Origin of the sequence: Mesorhizobium sp. WSM4306, assembly GCF_007003975.1 — a bacterium.
Lineage (GTDB): Bacteria > Pseudomonadota > Alphaproteobacteria > Rhizobiales > Rhizobiaceae > Mesorhizobium.
This window is the reverse complement of the sequence record NZ_VFTC01000028.1, coordinates 60,568-78,420: the sequence shown is the minus strand read 5'-3', so window position 1 is coordinate 78,420 and position 17,853 is coordinate 60,568. Positions and strand designations below refer to the sequence as shown.

The following is a 17,853-nucleotide window of genomic DNA, read 5'->3' as shown; positions in this document are numbered from 1 at the left end:
GCGCGGCACCGGTCCCCCCCACGACTGATCTAATCAAGGTTCTTTCCTATTCCTTTGCGTCGACGGCGGCGTCGGCTTTCCTGTTTGCCTGGGCATGCGGATTGCGCGCATGGAACAGATCGAGATCGGCCTCGATGCGGTCGATCAGATTGTTGCGCACCATATCGTAGCCAAGCTCGATCGCTGCCGCAAAACCATCCGAATCGGCGCCGCCATGGCTTTTTACCACGATGCCGTTCAGACCCAGGAAGACACCGCCATTGGAACGGCCCGGATCGAGCTTTTCACGCAGGCGGTCAAAGGCGCCCTTGGCGAAAACATAGCCGATCCTGGCCATCAGCGTGCGGCTCATCGCGGCGCGCAGATAGCCCGAGATCTGGCGCACCGTGCCTTCCGCCGTCTTGAGCGCGATGTTGCCGGCAAATCCTTCGGTGACGACCACATCGACCGTGCCCTTGCCGATGTCGTTACCTTCGACGAAGCCGTGGTAATTCATCGAAGCCATATTGGCCTCGCGCAGCATGCGCCCGGCTTCCTTGACCTCTTCCTGGCCCTTGATCTCTTCGACGCCGACATTGAGCAGGCCGACTTTCGGCCGATCGATGCCGAACACCGAACGCGCCATGCCGGTGCCGAGAATGGCAAAATCGATCAGCTGATGCGCATCGGCGCCGATCGTGGCGCCGACGTCCAGCACAACGCTCTCGCCACGCATTGTCGGCCAGATCGCCGCGATCGCCGGGCGGTCGATGGTGGCCATGGTGCGCAGGCAGAATTTCGACATCGCCATCAGCGCGCCGGTGTTGCCGGCCGAAATACAGGCTTGCGCCGTGCCTGATTTGACCGCTTCGACCGCCTTCCACATCGACGACTTCCAGCGACCATGGCGCAGCGCCTGGCTCGGCTTGTCGTCCATCCTGACCGCGATCTCGCAATGATGGAACTCGCAGACCTCGGCCAGTTTGGGGAATTTGGCGAGCTCGGGACGCACCATCTCCTCGCGGCCATAGATGATGAAGCGAATGTCGGGACGCCTGACAGCGACCGTCATGAGTGCCGGGATAACCACGTTTGGCCCGTGATCGCCACCCATGGCATCGATGGAAATCCTGATCACGCGGTCTTTATCTCACTAGCTTGGGCCAGGGCACATGGCCCGCGAAATACGAAACTCGCGAAATAAGGGGGCTCGCGAAGGTTCGGCGAAAATAGCGGTTTTGGGCTGCCGCACAACCGACTTTTCTCCGATCGCATCGTGTTTCAGGATTTTCCGAGCAAGGGTCGCAGCTTTTGCTGGAATTCGTTCTCGACCGGCTCGTCCGGGCCAGCCGCCTCCAGCGAGGCGCCGGACTTGCGCGGATAGGGATCGATCGCCAACCCGAAGAACTGTTCGGCGAGCGCGCCGACATCGATCGTATCGCCGGAGAATGTTTCAGGACTGTCAGGCCCCTCAGCATCGATCAGTATCTCGCCGCCGCCTTCGAACCCTTGTCGCCCGAGCTTGGATTGCTCGGGCAGGAACAGCGCCTCGACCTCCTCGTCGATATGGGCTGCGACCGGCTCGAGGGTAACGATACAGGCCTGGGTGATATCGGCCTCGACGCGGCCACTGACCTTGACGCCGTTGCGCTTCCATGGCGCCACCAGCAGTTCGGCGCGGTAGTTTTCGACCGAGAGTAGCTCATGCTCCGCGGCAAGGGCGGCGCGCTGCGCCGGGTCGGCATCGATTACCACCGGAAGGCCTTTGTGCGGCAGGCGACCGACGTTCGCCTTGAATGACACCGGGCTCGGTGTGTCCGCATGTTTCATCTCAGCCTCCCTCTTGATTTCCTTCATTGCGCCTTGGCGACGGGAAACGCCACCGTGCCGGAGAGGATCGATTCGGACGGCTGTGCTTCAAGCTGCCTTGCGGCATCGATCACATAGGACGCCAGCGGCAGGGCCTGCGGCCAGGCGCCGGCGTCGGGCCTGACATTGCGCGCCAGGGCGGCAGCAAGCGCATCGCCATCACGGCGTTCCAGCGCATCGTCATAGGCGGCGGTACGGCCGTAGAACATTTTCGCCAGCCTCTTCATGCGCTTCGGCACGCCGACATCGCCAACACCCAGTTCCCGCAGCGAATGCTCGACATCGAGAAAGAACTCGTCGATCAGCACCTGCGCGACCTCTTGCGCGACGCCCTCTTCGCCGCGCAGCCTGTGCTGAAACAGGAACATGTGCAGCGACAGCATCTCGAAACGGCCGAGCGGCGTGTCCGGCACATTCCAGTCGGAATAAAAAACAATCTGCCGCGCCGCTGCCACGATTTGTGCGTAAAGCGCCTCGGTGATAGCGCGGTTGGCGTTGCGTTCGCGGCCAAAAAGGCGCTGGAACATTGAGGGTGGTCTCCTGGGGACCGTTTGTTTGAATTGGCCTTGTTGCATCGGCAAGCAAGCTGGTTTACCGGTTTTGCCGCCCAGCGCAAGTTGCGGTCAGCTAATGGAGTTGTTGTTGCGCGCGCTGAAATTCAAGTCGACTTTGCTGCCCGGGGCTACCGCGGCGGTTTCGCTGGTGTTGGTGGCTTCCGCGCTGTCAGGCTGCAATTCATCCAAAATGTTCGGCGACCTTACCCCGGGCGAGACGCTGACGCAGGGCTATGTCATCGACCAGCAGGCGGTAGACTCGGTGCCGGTAGGCTCCAGCCGCGAACAGGTGCTTCTGGCACTCGGCACGCCGTCGACGACGGCAACTTTCGACAATGAAGCCTTCTATTACATCTCTCAGACGCGCAAGCGCTATGTCGCCTTCGACAAGCCCCACCTGGTCGACCAGAAAGTACTGGCGGTCTATTTCGGCGATGACGGGCGTGTCACCCAGATCGCCAATTATGGCCTGAAGGACGGCAAGATCTTCGACTTCGTCTCGCGCACCACGCCAACCGGCGGCAAGGACCAGAACTTCCTCAGCCAGATCATCAACGGCGCAAGCAAGCTGGCGCCCGGCATTCCCGGCGGCGGCGCCTAAGAGCGGCGGCTTCCTCCAAGATTTTCTCGCTTTTTGCTTCCCTCGAAGCAACATCATCTCAGGCGACCAAAAGCCCGCGGGAGCGATCCTGCGGGCTTTTGTTTTTTGAGGTCACGTCTCCTTTAGGCGTGCCTCACTTTGCCGGACTTCCGACGGTGTCATGCCGAAATGCCTGCCTGAGCGCGAGCCTGGCGCAAGGGAATTACTCGATCGCTACAGGAAGCGCGGCGATGCCGGCACCGCGCCGGATGAGAGCTAAGAAAGCTTCCCCGCATCCGTCCACCACTCTCAAACAAAAACCCGCGGGATCGCTCCCGCGGGTTTTTCCTGAAGCAGTGGTTTTGCCTCAGCCGTGCGCGAGCACAGCCAACAGCAGGAGCGCGACGATGTTGGTGATCTTGATCGCCGGGTTGACCGCCGGACCGGCGGTGTCCTTGTAGGGATCGCCGACGGTGTCGCCGGTGACCGAAGCCTTGTGCGCTTCGGAGCCCTTGAGGTGCTTGACGCCGTCCTTGCCGACAAAACCGTCCTCGAACGATTTTTTCGCGTTGTCCCAGGCGCCGCCGCCCGAGGTCATCGAGATGGCGACGAACAGGCCGTTGACGATGACGCCGAGCAGCGATGCGCCGAGCGCGGCAAAGGCGGATGCCTTCGAGCCCGAGATCAACAGCACGCCGAAATAGACGACGAGCGGCGCCAGCACCGGCAGCAGCGACGGGATGATCATTTCCCGGATCGCCGCCTTGGTCAAAAGGTCGACGGCACGCGCATAGTTCGGCTTGGAGGTGCCAGCCATGATGCCGGGATCCTCGCGGAACTGCTTGCGCACCTCCTCGACGATGGCGCCCGCCGCGCGGCCGACGGCCGTCATGGCGATGCCGCCGAACAGGTAGGGGATAAGGCCGCCGAAGATCAGGCCGGCGACGACGTAGGGGTTGGAGAGGTCGAAGGAGATGTCGCCCATGCCCTGGAAGTAGGGATATTTGTCGCCATTGGCGGCAAAGAACTTCAAATCGTTCGAATAGGCGGCAAACAGCACCAGTGCGCCGAGGCCGGCCGAACCGATGGCGTAGCCCTTGGTCACCGCCTTGGTGGTGTTGCCGACCGCGTCGAGCGCGTCGGTGGAGTGGCGCACTTCCTTAGGCAGGCCTGCCATTTCGGCAATGCCGCCGGCATTGTCGGTGACCGGGCCGAAGGCGTCGAGAGCGACGATCATGCCGGCCAGGCCGAGCATGGTGGTGACCGCGATCGCTGTGCCGTAAAGGCCGGCAAGCTGGTAGGTGGAGATGATGCCACCGACGATGACGATAGCCGGCAGCGCCGTCGATTCCAGCGAGACCGCAAGGCCCTGGATGACGTTGGTGCCGTGACCGGTGACCGAGGCCTGGGCAATCGAGATCACCGGGCGCTTGTTGGTGCCGGTGTAGTATTCGGTGATCACCACGATGAGGCCGGTCACCACGAGGCCGATCAGGCCGCAGATGAACAGGTTCTTGCCGGTGATGGCCATCCCGGCAACGGTGCCGATTTCACCCCAGCCGAGGCATACAGAAGTGGCGACGGCGAGCCCGGCGATCGACAGCAGGCCGGTGACGATCAGGCCCTTGTAGAGCGCGCCCATGATCGAGCCGTTGGAACCGAGCTTGACGAAGAAGGTGCCGACGATCGAGGTCAGAATGCAGGCGCCGCAGATCGCCAACGGATAGAGCATCGCCGCACCGAGAACCGCGGTGCCGCCGAAGAAGATGGCGCTGAGAACCATGGTGGCGACAACGGTCACCGCGTAGGTTTCGAAGAGGTCGGCGGCCATGCCGGCGCAGTCACCGACATTGTCGCCGACATTATCGGCAATGGTGGCCGGGTTGCGCGGATCGTCTTCGGGAATGCCGGCTTCGACCTTGCCGACCAGATCGCCGCCGACGTCGGCGCCCTTGGTGAAGATGCCGCCGCCGAGACGGGCGAAGATCGAGATCAGCGAAGCGCCGAAGCCGAGCGAGACCAGCGAGTCGATGACGATGCGGTCATTGGGCTGCAGGCCCATCGGGCCGGTCAGGATCAGGTAGTAGATCGAGACGCCGAGCAGCGCGAGGCCCGCCACCAGCATGCCGGTGATGGCGCCCGACTTGAAGGCGATGTCGAGGCCGGCGGCAAGGCTGTTGGACGCTGCCTGCGCGGTGCGCACATTGGCGCGCACCGATACGTGCATGCCGATGAAGCCGGCAGCGCCCGAGAGCACGGCGCCTATCAGGAAGCCGATCGCTGCGGTGATGGAAAGCAGCCACCAGGCGAGCACCAGCACGACGACGCCGACCATGGCGATGGTGGTGTACTGGCGCGCCAGATAGGCCTGCGCGCCCTCGCGGATGGCGGCGGAGATTTCCTGCATGCGTGCATTGCCCTGATCGGCTGCAAGAACCGATCGTGTCGCCCAGATGGCGTAGAGCACTGAAAGCAAGCCGCAGGCGATGACGGCGTATAGGATGGTCATTGCCGAATTTTCCTCGATTGATGGCCCAAAAGAACCCCTCCCTGGGCCGTTGAGACGGGAGCGGATGCCGGCAGGCGGAATCCGTTCCTTCGCAGCGGTGTATGCGAAACAGGGCTTGGAACGTCAAGATATTGTTCGGTTTTTGCCCGGCTTTCAGCCAAAAGGTTTGGGCCAGAACATTTCCGTCACCGATGCCTTGCTATTAGATCGATTAAAATGACGCCGCGTCAGTCCGCCCTGGCGCACTATACGGCCGGAGATCAGTCGCCGGTCTCCTGCCCCATCCGGCGCGCCGTGTAGCGCTCGATGGCCGACAGGCCGTCATAGATCAGCACCGCAAGGGCGGCGACGATCAGGCCGCCTTGCAGCACAAAGGCGAGGTTGTTGGACAGCAGGCCGGCGATGATCACCTCGCCCAGCGTCTTGGCGGCAACCGTCGAGCCGATCGTTGCGGTGGCCAGGCTGATCACCACCGACAGCCTTATACCGCCCAGGATGATCGGCGCGCTGAGCGGCAGTTCGACCTTGATCAGCCTTTGCCAGCCCGTCATGCCGGCGCCGCGCGCAGCCTCCATGACATTGCCAGGCAGCGTCGTCAGGCCGGTCAGCGCGTTCTCGAAGATCGGCAGCAGGCCGTAGAGGAACAGCGCAATCAGCGTCGGCTTCTCGCCGAAACCGACGGCCGGCACCGCGAGCGCCAGCACCGCCACCGGCGGGAAGGTCTGGCCGATATTGACCAGGCTGCGCGACAGCGGCAGAAATTCGGCGCCGGCTGGCCTGGTGACCAGGATGGCAAGCGCCACGGCAACGATGGTTGCTGCTACCGTAGCGATCAGCACCGTCCTGAGATGCAGCAGCGTCAGCGTCAGCAGGCTGCCCTGATTGTAGATCGCCGGTGCATTGTTCTCCGTCAGCGGCTTGAGCAGCGGCTCGAACCAGCCGGGATTGGTGACGAAGGCAACAAGCAGCACCACAAGGGCAAGCCTGAGCAGCGAAGGCAGCCAGGCTTTCATGCCGGCCTCGCCGCGCGTCTCACCAAGCCGTCGACGGTGACGCGGCCGAGCGGCTTGCCGTCTTCGCCCTTGACCGGCAGCGCCGGCCGGCCCGACCACAGAAGTTCGGCGAGCGCATCGCGCTGGCTGGCGTCACCGGGGATCGCCTCGCCGTCGGCGGTCCCCTTCTCCACGGCGTCGCGCACGCGGCCGAGCGAGAGCAGCCGGAACGGCTTTTCGCTGGCGCCGACCAAGGTTTCGACGAAGGCGTTGGCGGGCCTGGCCAGGATCTCTTCCGGCGTGGCGTATTGGACCAGTTTGCCGGCATCCATGACGGCGATCTTGTCGCCCATATGCACCGCCTCTTCCATGTCGTGGGTGACGAGGATGATGGTGGTGCCGAAGCGTTTCTGGATCGCCAGCAAATCTTCCTGCGCCTTGGTGCGGATGATCGGGTCGAGCGCGCCGAACGGCTCGTCCATCAAAAGCACGTTGGGTTCGGCGGCGAGCGCGCGGGCGACGCCTACGCGCTGCTGTTGGCCGCCGGACAATTCGTGCGGATAGCGCGGGCCATAGGCCTCGGGGTCGAGCTGGTAGAGCGTCATCAGTTCGGCGACGCGGGATTTGATGCGGTCCTTGTCCCAGCCGAGCAGCACCGGCACGGTGGCGATGTTCTGCGCCACGGTCCGATGCGGGAACAGGCCGTGGCCCTGGATGGCGTAACCAATGCTGCGGCGCAGTTCGTAGCCAGGCAGCGAGCGGTTGTCTTTGCCGTCGAGCTTGATCACGCCCGCGGTCGGCTCGACCAGCCGGTTGATCATCCGCAGCAACGTCGTCTTGCCGGAGCCGGAGGTGCCGACGATGACACAGACCGTGCGCGGCTCGATGACCATCGAGACGTCGTCGACCACGGTCGTTGCATCATAGCGCTTGGTAATGCCTTCGATCTCGATCATGCCGTTTCAACCCTGCGCTTGGTGGCGGTCATTTCGATGATGGCGTCGAGGATGATGGCCGCGGCGAAGGCCAGCGCCACCGTCGGCACGGCGCCAAGCAGCACCAGGTCCATAGCCGTCTGGCCGACGCCCTGGAACACGAACACGCCAAAGCCGCCGCCGCCAATCAGGGCGGCGATGGTGGCCAGGCCGATGTTCTGCACCAGGACGATGCGAATGCCGGTGAGGATGACCGGAAAAGCCAGCGGAAACTCGACGCCGAACAGGCGCTGGCGGTCGGTCATGCCCATGCCGCGCGCGGCATCGTTGGCCGCGCGTGGCACACCGGCAAGGCCGACCACCGTGTTGGCGACAACCGGCAGCAGCGAATAGAGGAACAATGCGACGAAAGCCGGCGCGGTGCCGATGCCTCTGATACCAAGCGCTGCAGCACCCGGAACATGCGCCGCCACCCAGCCGAGCGGCACGATCAGCAGGCCGAACAGTGCGATCGAGGGAATGGTCTGGACGATGTTGAGCACATTGAGCACGCCGGCGCGCAACCGTTCGACGCGATGGCACAGAATGCCGAGCGGCAGGCCGATGATCACCGCGGCCGCCAGCGAGCCCAGCGCCAGCGTGATGTGCTTGGAGCCTTCGGCCCAGAAACTGTCGGCGCGGTTGGCATATTCCTTTAGGATCGAAAGGCTGTCCCACTGACCGGAGATCAACAGCAAGCCGATCGCGAGTGTCGCGATGACAAGCACGCCGACGCGGCCCAGTGGTGACAGGTTGAGCCTGGTCAGCACATCGGCGAGCAGCAGCGTGAAGGCGAAGATCAGCAACCATAAGCCGGAGGCCGGCGAGATGCGGGCGAAGGTGTTGCCCGCCGGCGTCAGGAAGGTGCCGGCAACGCCGATCAGGATGGCAAGGGCGGCGAGTGCGACCACGCTTGCCGCAAGGCGCAACAAAAGCGGCGTCTTCAGCAGCGCAATAATCGCGGCCACCACGACGATCGCCAGCAGCAGCGGCCCGATCGTCGGCGGCAGCGCTTCGAAGATCGAGCGCGCCTCGCCCGGCACGATGCGGTTGGCGCGGAAGGTGGCGAACGAGGCGAAGAACGCTGCATACGCAACGATCGCCGCGATGACGATGCCGAGCTTGTCGAAACGGATATTCACGCCCTCCCCCGTCAGTCGATCCGGCGCACCGCGCAAGCAGCGCGCCGGAATCGCCTTACTTCAGGAAGCCGTTCTTCTTCAGGAAGTCTTCGGCGACGCCCTTGACCGGCTCGCCGCCGACCTGGACGCGGCCGTTGAGGTCCTGCAGCGTGACGAGGTCGAGCTTGGCGAAGACCGGCTTCAGCAGCGTCTCGATCTCCGGATGCTCCTTCAGCACGGCTTCGCGGATGATCGGCGCCGGCTGGTAGACCGGCTGCACGCCCTTGTCGTCGTCGAGCACGACCAGGCCGGACGGCGCGATACCGCCATCGGTGCCGTAGACCATGGCGGCGTTGGCGCCGTTGGTCTGGTTGGCGGCCGCGCCAATGGTCGCCGCTGTGTCGCCGCCCGACAGCGTGATCAACTGGTCGGGCTTCAGCGTGAAGCCATACGTGGTCTGGAAGGCCGGCAAGGCTGCCGCCGAATTGACGAACTCGGCCGAGGCTGCGAGCACCACCGTGCCGCCGCCGGCGACGTATTTGCCGAAGTCGGAGAGCGTCGCCAGCTTATTGGTCTCGGCAACCTCCTTGCGCAGCGCGATCGCCCAGGTGTTGTTGGCCGGCGATGGCGACAGCCAGACGATCTTGTTGGTGTCGTAGTCGAGCTTCTTGGCGGTCTCATAGGCCTTGGCGGCATCCTTCCAGACCGGATCGTCGGCCTTCTCGAAGAAGAAGGCGGCATTGCCGGTGTATTCGGGATAGATGTCGATCTCGCCGGCGATGATCGCCTTGCGCACCACCGGCGTGCCGCCGAGCTGGATGCGGTCGGTGGTCTTGATGTTGTTGGCGTTCAGCACCAGCTGGATGATGTTGCCGAGCACGCCGCCCTCGGTGTCGATTTTCGAGGACACGACGACCTGCGCATTGGCGGAAGCCGCGGTGATGCCGAGCGCCAATGCCGCGCCGGCCAGAACCTTGACTGAAAACATTTATGAAAACCTCTTGATTTGAACCGGAATGCGGCCGCCGCATATGAGCATGGCTTCAACGCCCCGTCGGGGCACACGGTTTCATAACAAGTGGCACAGGCGCAATAATTTTGTGCCGTCGCCGCGATTTCGGCCGGCGTCATGCTGACAGACCGTGTCAGGGATCAGGCGCGGGCTTTGCGCAATCCGGTCAGCTTGAGCGTACCAAGCGCCACGAAGCAGAGCGCGACCACCGGGAAGACCAGCCAGTTCAGCATCTCCCAGCCCCAGGCATTGTAGATCGCGCCCGACATCAGTGAAGCGAAGGCGACGGAACCGAACAGGACGAAGTCGTGGAAGCCCTGCACCTTGCTCTTTTCGGACGGAAGGTAGCTGTTGGCGACCATGGAAGTGGCGCCGATGAAGGCGAAATTCCAGCCGAGACCAAGCAGGATCAGCGCCGTCCAGAACTGCCACAGATGCAGGCCAGACAACGCCACCGCGGCGCAACCGACGAGCAGCACCAGGCCGGTGGCGACGACGCGTTCGGCGCCGAAGCGATGGATCAGCGATCCGGTGAAGAAGCTCGGCGCGAACATCGCCATCACATGCCAGGAAATGCCAAGCGTGGCGTCGTCCGTCGACAGGCCGCAGCCGACCATGGCCAGAGGCGCGCCGGTCATGACGAAGCTCATCAGCGCATAGCTGCCGACGGCGCAAAACAATGCCGCGACGAAACGCGGCCGGGTGACGATTTCGGCGAGCGGGCGGGCGTCGCTGGAGGCGAGTTCAGCGTGGCCGGCTGCCTTGGCCGGAATGCGCAGGAACGACAGGATGATGGCGCCGACCGCGGCCAGCACCGGAATGGCCGCGAACGAGCCGGCAAACATCACCGGCGCCAGCAATTCGCGGGTGAAGATGACGATCTGCGGCCCGAGAATGGCGGTGATGATGCCGCCGGCCAGCACAAAGGAGATGGCGCGCGCCTTGAATTCCGGCGGCGCATTGTCGGCGGCGGCGAAGCGGAACTGCTGAACAAACGCGCCGCCGACGCCGATCACCAAAAGGGCGAAAGCGAACAGCCAGAAGCTGCCCTGGAACAGCGCCAGGGTGGAGATGACTCCGCCAAGTGCTGTGACGATGGTGCCGGTCATGAAGCCACCGCGCTGGCCAAGCCAGCGGATGATGGCCGCGGCTGGCAGCGCGCCAAGCGCCACGCCGATGTTGAAGCCGGTGATGGGCGCCGTCGCCAGCGACTTGTCGGGGCCAAGCAAATATTGCCCGGCCAGCCCGCCCATGGAAATGGCGATCGGTGCTGCTGAACCGATGATCGCCTGGGAGGCCGCAAGAATGATGGCCGTGCGGCGGCCCTCCCTTGCTGCTGCAGCGGTCACGACGCGTCCTTGCCGCGCCCCTCGCCGCGCACCCGGCGCGACACGCGATCGAGCACGGCATTGGTCAGCTTCGGCTCGTCTTCCTCGTAGAAGGCCTTGGCGATGTCGACATATTCCGAAACGATGACCGCCACCGGCACGTCGTCGCGCTTCATCAGTTCATAGACGCCGGCGCGCAAGATGGCGCGCAGCGTCGAATCCAGCCTGGACAGCGGCCAGTCCTCGGTCAGCGCCTGGCGGATGATCGGATCGATGGTCTTCTGGTTCTCGACGACGCCGGTCAGGATGGCGCGGAACCATTGCGCGTCGGCCTCGCGATAAAGCGCGCCGTCGACTTCCTTGCCGAGCCGGAACGCCTCGTATTCCGCCGTGATCTCGAAGACGCCGCTGCCGGCCACGTCCATCTGGTAAAGCGCCTGCACGGCGGCCAGACGGGCAGCACCACGCTTGTTGGCGTGGCGCGGACCGGGCGAAGCGGGTTCGGTCACGATTGCGCTCCCAGTTTCTCCTTGAGTGCGATCATGGTGAGTGCGGCGCGTGCGGCAAAGCCCCCCTTGTCGCCTTCCGAGCGCTTGGCGCGCGTCCAGGCCTGCGCGTCGTTCTCGGTGGTCAGGATGCCGTTGCCGATCGCAATCGCTTCCTGGACCGACAGATCCATCAGCGCGCGGCTCGATTCATTGGCGACGATATCGAAGTGATAGGTGTCGCCACGGATGATGGTGCCAAGCGCGACGAAGCCGTCATAGTCCTTGCCGCCTTCGCCCATGCCGTCGAGCGCAAACGTGATCACGGCTGGAATTTCCAGCGAACCGGGAACGGTGACGACGTCGTAGGACGCGCCGGCTTCGTCGAGTGCGTTCGTCGCGCCGTCGAGAAGCGCGTCGGCAAGATCGTCATGGAAACGTGCCTCGATGATCAGAAGGTGGGCCTTCTTCTTCGGGCGGATGAACGCTTTGCCGTGTTGGGATGTGCCAGCCATAAATGTCTCCGGGGGTCGCCGGTGACTTAGGCCGAAGCCGGAGTGATCGCAAGCGGAAGATTGGCGAACCGACACCGCCCTCTCATCCCTCGACGGTTCGTCTCTCACGAAAATCGCGTTGCGCGATCTTTCGGGACGTTCCTTGGCTAGGCAGGCAATGCCTCGAGGATGGAGATCGGTGCTCCGGTGCCGATCACGCGCTCAAGCTTCAGACCTGCGCCTTCGAACAAGCCGGCAAATTGCGCCTTAGTCCGCTCCAGGCCGCCGGTGACGGCGAGCATGACCACGTCGATGGACTTGATCTGGGCCGGCTCGTCGCCCGGAGGCACTAGTGTCTCGGCGACGAGCACCCGGCCATGCTTTGGCATGGCTTCGCGGCAGCGCCGCAGGATCAACCCCGCGCGTTCATCGTCCCAATCGTGGATCACCTTCTTGATGACATAGACGTCGCCAACGGGAACGCTGTCGAAGAAGTTACCGGCGACAAACTCCGTACGCGGCAGGTCGCCTCCGGTTCCTTGACGCGCCGCCGCAATACCGGAGGCCAAATCCAGAAGTACGCCGCTCAAATGGGGGTTGCGGGCAAGGATGGCCGAAAGAAGCTGTCCATGTCCGCCTCCAACATCGACGACCCGCGTGTATGGGCCGAAATCATAGGCCGCTGCGACGGCCTCGTTGCTACCTTGGCTTAATGCGACCATGGCGCGCTGGAACAGGGCGGCCTGCTCCGAGTGGACCGAGAGCCAATCAAATCTCGAACTTCCGAACACCTTATCGAAAGCTGGCTTTCCTGTGCGGACGGAATGCAGAAGCTGCTCGAATGCAAGATAAGCCTCGCTGTTGATCATCCGGATGAAATCGCCCGGTCCGGGTCGATCAGAACGAAGTGTTGCGCCAACTTCCGTCAAGGCAAAATGACGAGGGCGAATTTCAGTGAACACCCCCTCCGGCGCCAGAAGCCGCATGACGCGGTAGAGAGATTCCGCATCTGCTTTCGCGGCGGCCGCCAAGTCTTCAACCGACTGTCCGCCTGAGGCCATAAGATCGGGAATGCCGAGTTCGACAAGGACGCGCAGCGCCTGTGACACGGCAAATCCGAAACCCAGCCTCATTACCTGTTGCGACGGGTTGGTCATGGCTTCCCCTCTGGCCAAGTGCAAGCTTACGAGAGGTTCGAGCACAAGTGAAGCGGGAGCCGCTCTGAACGGCGTGCTGCCCCCGACGTGCCATTTAGCGATTCGGGTCGCCTCGCTGGAACCGCTTGACTGTTTTCAAAGCCCTTCGGCCGCCGCCTCGACCAGGCGCGCCGCGTAGCGGGCCATGGTGTCGATCTCGAGGTTGACGCGGTCACCGACCTTGCGCTCGCCCCAGGTGGTGACGGTCAGCGAATGGTGGATCAACAGCACGTCGAAGCGCGTGCCTTCGACCTTGTTGACGGTGAGCGAGGTGCCGTCGAGCGCGACCGAGCCTTTGGGCGCAATGAATTTCGCCAGTTCGCGCGGCGCCTCGAGCGTGAAGCGCACGGCATCGCCCTCATCCTTGCGCTCGACGATTTCGGCCATGCCATCGACATGGCCGGAGACGATGTGGCCGCCGAGTTCGTCGCCAATCTTCAGCGCCCGCTCCAGATTGATCCGGGTACCGGATTTCCAGCCCATCGCCGTCGTCAGCCGAAGCGCCTCTTCCCAGGCCTCGACCTCGAACCAGCGCGCGTTCGAGCCGCTGTCCGGCAGCGCCGTTACCGTTAGGCAGACGCCGCCACAGGAAATTGAGGCGCCGATGGCGATGCTGTCAGGATCATAGGCGGTGTCGATGCGCAGGCCGACGCCTTCCCTCAGCGGCCGCACGGTCGCAACTGTGCCGACGTCTGTGACAATCCCGGTAAACATCAGAAATCTCTATCTTTCATGATCTTTCCCAAAAACCGGTTCCCACTTTTTGGGATCATGGTCGTATCCATTCCGCATAGGCGTCTTCGCCAAAGCGCATGTCGCGCAATTTGCGGAAGCCTGCCGGGATATGGTTGGCGTCAATCGGCGATGCAATGCCGTCCTCGCCGATCGCCTCCGGCCCCTGGAACAGCACGATGCGGTCGACCAGTCCCTCGGCGAGGAAGGCGGTGGCCACTTTGGCGCCGCCTTCGACCAGAACGCTGGCCATGCCGAGCGCGCCGAGATCCTCAAGCAGTTCCGGCAAGGCTACGCCGCCTTCATGGGTCTCGGTGCCGATGAAGCGCACGCCGGCACGCTCCAGCACCGACCGCCGCAGCGGGTCGGCCTCCAGGCAGGCGGCGATATAGAGCGGCACCCGGTCGATGCCGGAGACCAGCTTCGAGGCTTCGGGCAGCCTGATCTGGCGGTCGAGCACGATGCGCGCCGGCGAGCGGTTCTCCAGCCCCGGCAGCCGCACGGTAAGCGCCGGATCATCCTCCAACGCCGTGCCGATGCCGACCAGTATGGCGTCGGCCTCAGCCCGCATCAGATAGACTTCGCGGCGTGCAATCTCGCCGGTGATCGCGACCTGGCCAGAGCCTTCCATACCGATCTTGCCGTCGCTGGAAAGCGCAAGCTTCAGAATCACTTCGGGGCGCTTTTTCAGCGATCGAGTGAGATAGCCGGCCATCTGCTCGGCGGCTTCCGCGGCCAGCACCTTTTCGACCACCTCGATACCGGCGGCGCGCAGGATGGCGTAGCCCTTGCCGGACACGCGCGGATCGGGGTCGCTGGCAGCGCCCACCACCCGCGCCACGCCGGCATTGACCAGCGCATTGGCGCAAGGCGGGGTGCGGCCATGATGGGCACAGGGCTCGAGAGTGACGTAAGCCGTGGCGCCACGCGCGAGCTCGCCCGCCTCAGCCAGCGCCTCGGTCTCGGCATGCGGCCGGCCGCCGACGGCGGTGACGCCGGTGCCGACGATCATCGGCCCGGCGCCGTCATCGCGAACGAGGATTGTGCCGACCGAAGGGTTGGTCGAGGTGCGGCCAGCATTTCTGCGCGACAGCCGCAGCGCCGCCGCCATGAAACGGCGGTCGAGGGCCTGCTGATCGGCCTTCCCTGACGTTTGGCTTGCCATGCTCAGCCGGCGTCCTCTTCGCTCTTCAGCTCGTCGCCCTTGAGCTCGTCACCTTTGAGTTCCCCCAGCACGTCATGGAAATCCTTGGCCTCGCGGAAGTTGCGATAGACCGAGGCGAAGCGGACATAGGCGACGTCGTCGAGCGACTTCAGCGCCTCCATGACGAGGCGGCCGACTTCGCCCGAGGCGATTTCCGTCTCGCCGGAGCTTTCGAGCTGGCGCACGATGCCGGTCACCGCGCGGTCGATGCGCTCGGGATCGACATTGCGCTTGCGCACCGCGATCTCGACCGAACGCAGCAGCTTGTCGCGGTCGAACGGCACTTTGCGGCCGGACTTCTTGACCACCACGAGGTCGCGCAGCTGGACGCGCTCGAAAGTGGTGAAACGGCCACCGCAATCGGGGCAGACGCGCCGCCGGCGGATCGCGGCGCCATCCTCGGCGGGGCGAGAATCCTTCACCTGCGTATCTTCGGACTGGCAATAGGGACAGCGCATGGAGAGCCTTCGGGTTAGCGATTCTGGCTAGATCAGGATAGCGTTTGGTTGCATGACCGAATCGGTATCCTGATCTATCTCTTTGTTGAGCATGATCTTTTCCGAAAACCGGTTCCCACTTTTCCGGATCATGCTTTAGACGAGAGGCTTAGAGGTTTTTGCCGGGACGGGCAAAGGTTCGGCAACGCCCGCTCGCGTCCTCAGAGATAGCGAGGCGCGAGGAAAATTACCAGCGGCGCCAGATAGGTCAGGGCGCGACGTCCTTGGTCGGGAAGCCGCAGGACGTTCCGAGGTTGCGGTAAGCCTTGGTGAAGCCATCCATCGGAATGCTGGCGACAGTTTGCTTGCCGAACGTCACATCGAGCGAGATGACCTGACGCATGGCACGCAGCAGCGCGAGGCTGGTCTTGGCCTGGTTGTCGACCGCCCAGCTCGGGCGGCCGGCGGCATCGTTGGAATAGACAGTAGCGGAAACCTTGACGCCGGGATCACCGAAGGTCGCCGCGATCTTCTTGCCGATCGGCAGGTCCTTGTTGGCGACCGTGATCATGATGGCCGGATAGGCGTCGGGCGGCAGCGCGTCGCCGGTCGAGATCGAAAGCGTCAGCGTGCCGGCATTGCCGTTGCCATCGACAAAAGCCGTCGAGGCCGCACAGGTCTTGTGCGAATCCTGACCGGTGTCGAGCGCGTCAATGATGGTGGTCCACCTGCCAAAGGTGCTGGTGGCCGGCATATCCGTGCTTGGCTGCGTCTGCTCCTCGCCAATCGCGCCTGACACGGTGAAGGCGGCAAGCGAGCCAAAGAAGGCCAGAGTGGCAAGACGGAACGTGCGCATCATCAAATCTCCAGTAGACCGCGCCGCCCGAACGGGGGCGGCGCAGAGCGCAGGATAAAAGACGACGCGCGGCGCGCGGTCAACCGAGATGGGGATAAAGCGGGAAACGATCGGTCAGCGCCACGACCTTGGCCTTCACCGCCGCCTCCACAGCCGCATTGCCCTCGTCTGAATTGGCAACCTTCAGTCCGTCCAGAACTTCGGCGATCAGCTTGCCGATCTCGCGGAACTCGGCCTGTCCGAAGCCGCGCGTGGTGCCGGCCGGCGTGCCGAGGCGAACGCCGGAGGTGACGAAAGGCTTTTCCGGATCGAACGGGATGCCGTTCTTGTTGCAGGTGATGTTGGCACGGCCGAGCGCCGCCTCGGCGCGCTTGCCGGTGGCGTTCTTGGGCCTGAGATCGACCAGCATCAGATGGTTGTCGGTGCCGCCGGAAACGATGTCGAGGCCGGTTTCCTTGAGGCTCGACGCCAGCGCCTTCGCGTTGGCCGCGACGCTCTCGGCATAGAGTTTGAAGCTCGGCTTCAGCGCTTCGCCGAAGGCAACCGCCTTGGCGGCAATGACATGCATCAGCGGGCCGCCCTGCAGGCCGGGGAAGACTGCCGAATTCATCTTCTTGGCGATGTCCTCGTCATTGCACAGGATCATGCCGCCGCGCGGGCCGCGCAGAGACTTGTGCGTGGTGGTGGTCACGACATGGGCATGCGGCAGCGGCGACGGGTGCACGCCACCGGCGACGAGGCCGGCGATATGGGCCATGTCGACCATCAGATAGGCGCCGACCGCATCGGCGATCTCGCGGAAACGCTTCCAGTCCCAGACGCGCGAATAGGCGGTGCCGCCGGCCAGGATCAGCTTCGGCTTGGTCTCATGCGCGGTCTTCTCTATGGCATCCATGTCGAGCAGATGGTCTTCCTTGCGCACGCCGTAGGAGACGACCTTGAACCATTTGCCGCTCATGTTGACGGGCGAGCCGTGGGTCAAATGGCCACCGGAATTCAAATCGAGGCCCATGAAGGTGTCGCCGGGCTGCAAGAGCGCCAGGAACACCGCCTGGTTCATCTGGCTGCCGGAGTTCGGCTGGACGTTGGCGAAATTGCAGCCGAACAGCTTTTTGGCGCGCTCGATGGCGAGTTCCTCGGCGACGTCGACGAACTGGCAACCGCCATAGTAGCGCTTGCCCGGATAGCCCTCGGCATATTTGTTGGTCATGATCGAGCCCTGCGCCTCGAGCACGGCGCGGGAAACGATGTTTTCCGAGGCGATCAGCTCGATCTCATGGCGCTGGCGGCCAAGTTCGTTGCGGATGGCGCCGAAAATCTCCGGATCGGCATCGGCAAGCGTGGTCTCGAAGAAGGATTCGAATTTGTTCGACGCTGCCGCTGCAGTTGCCATGGCCTGAAATCCTCCGGTTCGGGGCAATTTATCTATGCATATCTTTCACCCGAAACCGCTGCGCAGCCCCAGACGACATGCATTGCCGCGCCATTAACACAGTTGTTTTGGCCTCGCCACGTTTGCGGCGCGAAATTT

19 protein-coding genes are annotated in these 17,853 nt (G+C 63.6%); 2 read left to right on the top strand and 17 right to left on the bottom strand.

Annotated features, from left to right (window positions below):
* Nucleotides 1-46: 46 nt before the first annotated feature.
* The 3 genes from plsX to FJV77_RS26260 form a co-directional block, all read right to left on the bottom strand.
* A complete protein-coding gene (gene plsX, locus FJV77_RS26270) occupies nt 47-1,117 on the bottom strand; it encodes a phosphate acyltransferase PlsX (protein WP_142869494.1) in 1,071 nt (356 codons plus the stop codon).
* 143 nt (nt 1,118-1,260) lie between these two features.
* A complete protein-coding gene (locus FJV77_RS26265) occupies nt 1,261-1,809 on the bottom strand; it encodes a DUF177 domain-containing protein (protein WP_142869493.1) in 549 nt (182 codons plus the stop codon).
* 23 nt (nt 1,810-1,832) lie between these two features.
* Nucleotides 1,833-2,375: a ubiquinol-cytochrome C chaperone family protein gene (locus tag FJV77_RS26260; RefSeq protein WP_142869492.1), complete on the bottom strand. Its 543-nt coding sequence runs from the start codon at nt 2,373-2,375 to the stop codon at nt 1,833-1,835.
* Between the two features lie 115 nt (nt 2,376-2,490).
* Here FJV77_RS26260 and FJV77_RS26255 point away from each other — a divergent pair, with 115 nt between their 5' ends.
* Nucleotides 2,491-3,003, top strand: coding sequence for an outer membrane protein assembly factor BamE (locus FJV77_RS26255; protein ID WP_246691392.1), 513 nt, complete (start codon nt 2,491-2,493; stop codon nt 3,001-3,003).
* Between the two features lie 346 nt (nt 3,004-3,349).
* Here the strand turns inward: FJV77_RS26255 and FJV77_RS26250 are convergent, their stop codons facing one another.
* A complete protein-coding gene (locus tag FJV77_RS26250) occupies nt 3,350-5,491 on the bottom strand; it encodes a sodium-translocating pyrophosphatase (protein ID WP_142869490.1) in 2,142 nt (713 codons plus the stop codon).
* On the opposite strand from FJV77_RS26250, the gene FJV77_RS26245 reads away from it, so the two are divergent.
* Nucleotides 5,484-5,711, top strand: a complete 228-nt coding sequence (locus FJV77_RS26245; RefSeq protein WP_142869489.1) for a hypothetical protein — start codon at nt 5,484-5,486, stop codon at nt 5,709-5,711. The genes FJV77_RS26250 and FJV77_RS26245 overlap by 8 nt on opposite strands.
* Nucleotides 5,712-5,751: 40 nt before the next feature.
* Here the strand turns inward: FJV77_RS26245 and FJV77_RS26240 are convergent, their stop codons facing one another.
* From FJV77_RS26240 to glyA, 13 genes are all read right to left on the bottom strand, one after another.
* Nucleotides 5,752-6,504: an ABC transporter permease gene (locus FJV77_RS26240; RefSeq protein ID WP_142869488.1), complete on the bottom strand. Its 753-nt coding sequence runs from the start codon at nt 6,502-6,504 to the stop codon at nt 5,752-5,754.
* Nucleotides 6,501-7,439: an ABC transporter ATP-binding protein gene (locus FJV77_RS26235; RefSeq protein WP_142869487.1), complete on the bottom strand. Its 939-nt coding sequence runs from the start codon at nt 7,437-7,439 to the stop codon at nt 6,501-6,503. Before FJV77_RS26235 ends, FJV77_RS26240 begins: the two co-directional genes overlap by 4 nt.
* Nucleotides 7,436-8,599: an ABC transporter permease gene (locus tag FJV77_RS26230; protein ID WP_142869486.1), complete on the bottom strand. Its 1,164-nt coding sequence runs from the start codon at nt 8,597-8,599 to the stop codon at nt 7,436-7,438. Before FJV77_RS26230 ends, FJV77_RS26235 begins: the two co-directional genes overlap by 4 nt.
* Before the next feature lie 55 nt (nt 8,600-8,654).
* Nucleotides 8,655-9,566, bottom strand: a complete 912-nt coding sequence (locus FJV77_RS26225) for an ABC transporter substrate-binding protein (protein WP_142869485.1) — start codon at nt 9,564-9,566, stop codon at nt 8,655-8,657.
* A 164-nt stretch (nt 9,567-9,730) separates the two neighbouring features.
* Complete coding sequence (locus FJV77_RS26220; protein WP_142869484.1) at nt 9,731-10,939, bottom strand: MFS transporter; 1,209 nt, start codon at nt 10,937-10,939, stop codon at nt 9,731-9,733.
* Nucleotides 10,936-11,427, bottom strand: a complete 492-nt coding sequence (gene nusB, locus FJV77_RS26215; protein ID WP_142869483.1) for a transcription antitermination factor NusB — start codon at nt 11,425-11,427, stop codon at nt 10,936-10,938. The genes FJV77_RS26220 and nusB overlap by 4 nt, the downstream gene beginning before the upstream one ends.
* Nucleotides 11,424-11,918 carry a 6,7-dimethyl-8-ribityllumazine synthase gene (gene ribH / locus FJV77_RS26210; protein ID WP_142869482.1) on the bottom strand — a complete coding sequence of 165 codons (495 nt, stop codon included), beginning with the start codon at nt 11,916-11,918 and terminating at the stop codon, nt 11,424-11,426. The genes nusB and ribH overlap by 4 nt, the downstream gene beginning before the upstream one ends.
* Before the next feature lie 146 nt (nt 11,919-12,064).
* Nucleotides 12,065-13,054 carry a methyltransferase gene (locus FJV77_RS26205; RefSeq protein WP_142869481.1) on the bottom strand — a complete coding sequence of 330 codons (990 nt, stop codon included), beginning with the start codon at nt 13,052-13,054 and terminating at the stop codon, nt 12,065-12,067.
* A 135-nt stretch (nt 13,055-13,189) separates the two neighbouring features.
* Nucleotides 13,190-13,807 (bottom strand): riboflavin synthase, encoded by a 618-nt coding sequence (locus FJV77_RS26200; protein WP_142869480.1) that lies wholly within the window; start codon nt 13,805-13,807, stop codon nt 13,190-13,192.
* Between the two features lie 55 nt (nt 13,808-13,862).
* Nucleotides 13,863-14,990, bottom strand: coding sequence for a bifunctional diaminohydroxyphosphoribosylaminopyrimidine deaminase/5-amino-6-(5-phosphoribosylamino)uracil reductase RibD (gene ribD, locus FJV77_RS26195; protein ID WP_142869479.1), 1,128 nt, complete (start codon nt 14,988-14,990; stop codon nt 13,863-13,865).
* A 2-nt stretch (nt 14,991-14,992) separates the two neighbouring features.
* Nucleotides 14,993-15,487 carry a transcriptional regulator NrdR gene (gene nrdR, locus FJV77_RS26190; RefSeq protein WP_023669351.1) on the bottom strand — a complete coding sequence of 165 codons (495 nt, stop codon included), beginning with the start codon at nt 15,485-15,487 and terminating at the stop codon, nt 14,993-14,995.
* 247 nt (nt 15,488-15,734) lie between these two features.
* Nucleotides 15,735-16,322, bottom strand: a complete 588-nt coding sequence (locus FJV77_RS26185) for a hypothetical protein (protein WP_142869497.1) — start codon at nt 16,320-16,322, stop codon at nt 15,735-15,737.
* Between the two features lie 79 nt (nt 16,323-16,401).
* The gene (gene glyA, locus FJV77_RS26180) at nt 16,402-17,715 is read right to left on the bottom strand and encodes a serine hydroxymethyltransferase (RefSeq protein WP_142869478.1); all 1,314 of its coding nucleotides are present in this window, start codon (nt 17,713-17,715) and stop codon (nt 16,402-16,404) included.
* Between the last annotated feature and the right edge of the window lie 138 nt (nt 17,716-17,853).

Coding starts and splice junctions, on each gene's coding strand:
- nrdR (WP_023669351.1), bottom strand. CDS start 15,487: ATGCGCTGTCCCTATTGCCAGTCCGAAGATACGCAGGTGAAGGATTCT.
- FJV77_RS26245 (WP_142869489.1), top strand. CDS start 5,484: ATGGTCATTGCCGAATTTTCCTCGATTGATGGCCCAAAAGAACCCCTC.
- ribH (WP_142869482.1), bottom strand. CDS start 11,918: ATGGCTGGCACATCCCAACACGGCAAAGCGTTCATCCGCCCGAAGAAG.
- FJV77_RS26225 (WP_142869485.1), bottom strand. CDS start 9,566: ATGTTTTCAGTCAAGGTTCTGGCCGGCGCGGCATTGGCGCTCGGCATC.
- FJV77_RS26185 (WP_142869497.1), bottom strand. CDS start 16,322: ATGCGCACGTTCCGTCTTGCCACTCTGGCCTTCTTTGGCTCGCTTGCC.
- FJV77_RS26235 (WP_142869487.1), bottom strand. CDS start 7,439: ATGATCGAGATCGAAGGCATTACCAAGCGCTATGATGCAACGACCGTG.
- FJV77_RS26265 (WP_142869493.1), bottom strand. CDS start 1,809: ATGAAACATGCGGACACACCGAGCCCGGTGTCATTCAAGGCGAACGTC.
- FJV77_RS26200 (WP_142869480.1), bottom strand. CDS start 13,807: ATGTTTACCGGGATTGTCACAGACGTCGGCACAGTTGCGACCGTGCGG.
- FJV77_RS26240 (WP_142869488.1), bottom strand. CDS start 6,504: ATGAAAGCCTGGCTGCCTTCGCTGCTCAGGCTTGCCCTTGTGGTGCTG.
- FJV77_RS26260 (WP_142869492.1), bottom strand. CDS start 2,375: ATGTTCCAGCGCCTTTTTGGCCGCGAACGCAACGCCAACCGCGCTATC.
- FJV77_RS26250 (WP_142869490.1), bottom strand. CDS start 5,491: ATGACCATCCTATACGCCGTCATCGCCTGCGGCTTGCTTTCAGTGCTC.
- glyA (WP_142869478.1), bottom strand. CDS start 17,715: ATGGCAACTGCAGCGGCAGCGTCGAACAAATTCGAATCCTTCTTCGAG.
- ribD (WP_142869479.1), bottom strand. CDS start 14,990: ATGGCAAGCCAAACGTCAGGGAAGGCCGATCAGCAGGCCCTCGACCGC.
- FJV77_RS26205 (WP_142869481.1), bottom strand. CDS start 13,054: ATGACCAACCCGTCGCAACAGGTAATGAGGCTGGGTTTCGGATTTGCC.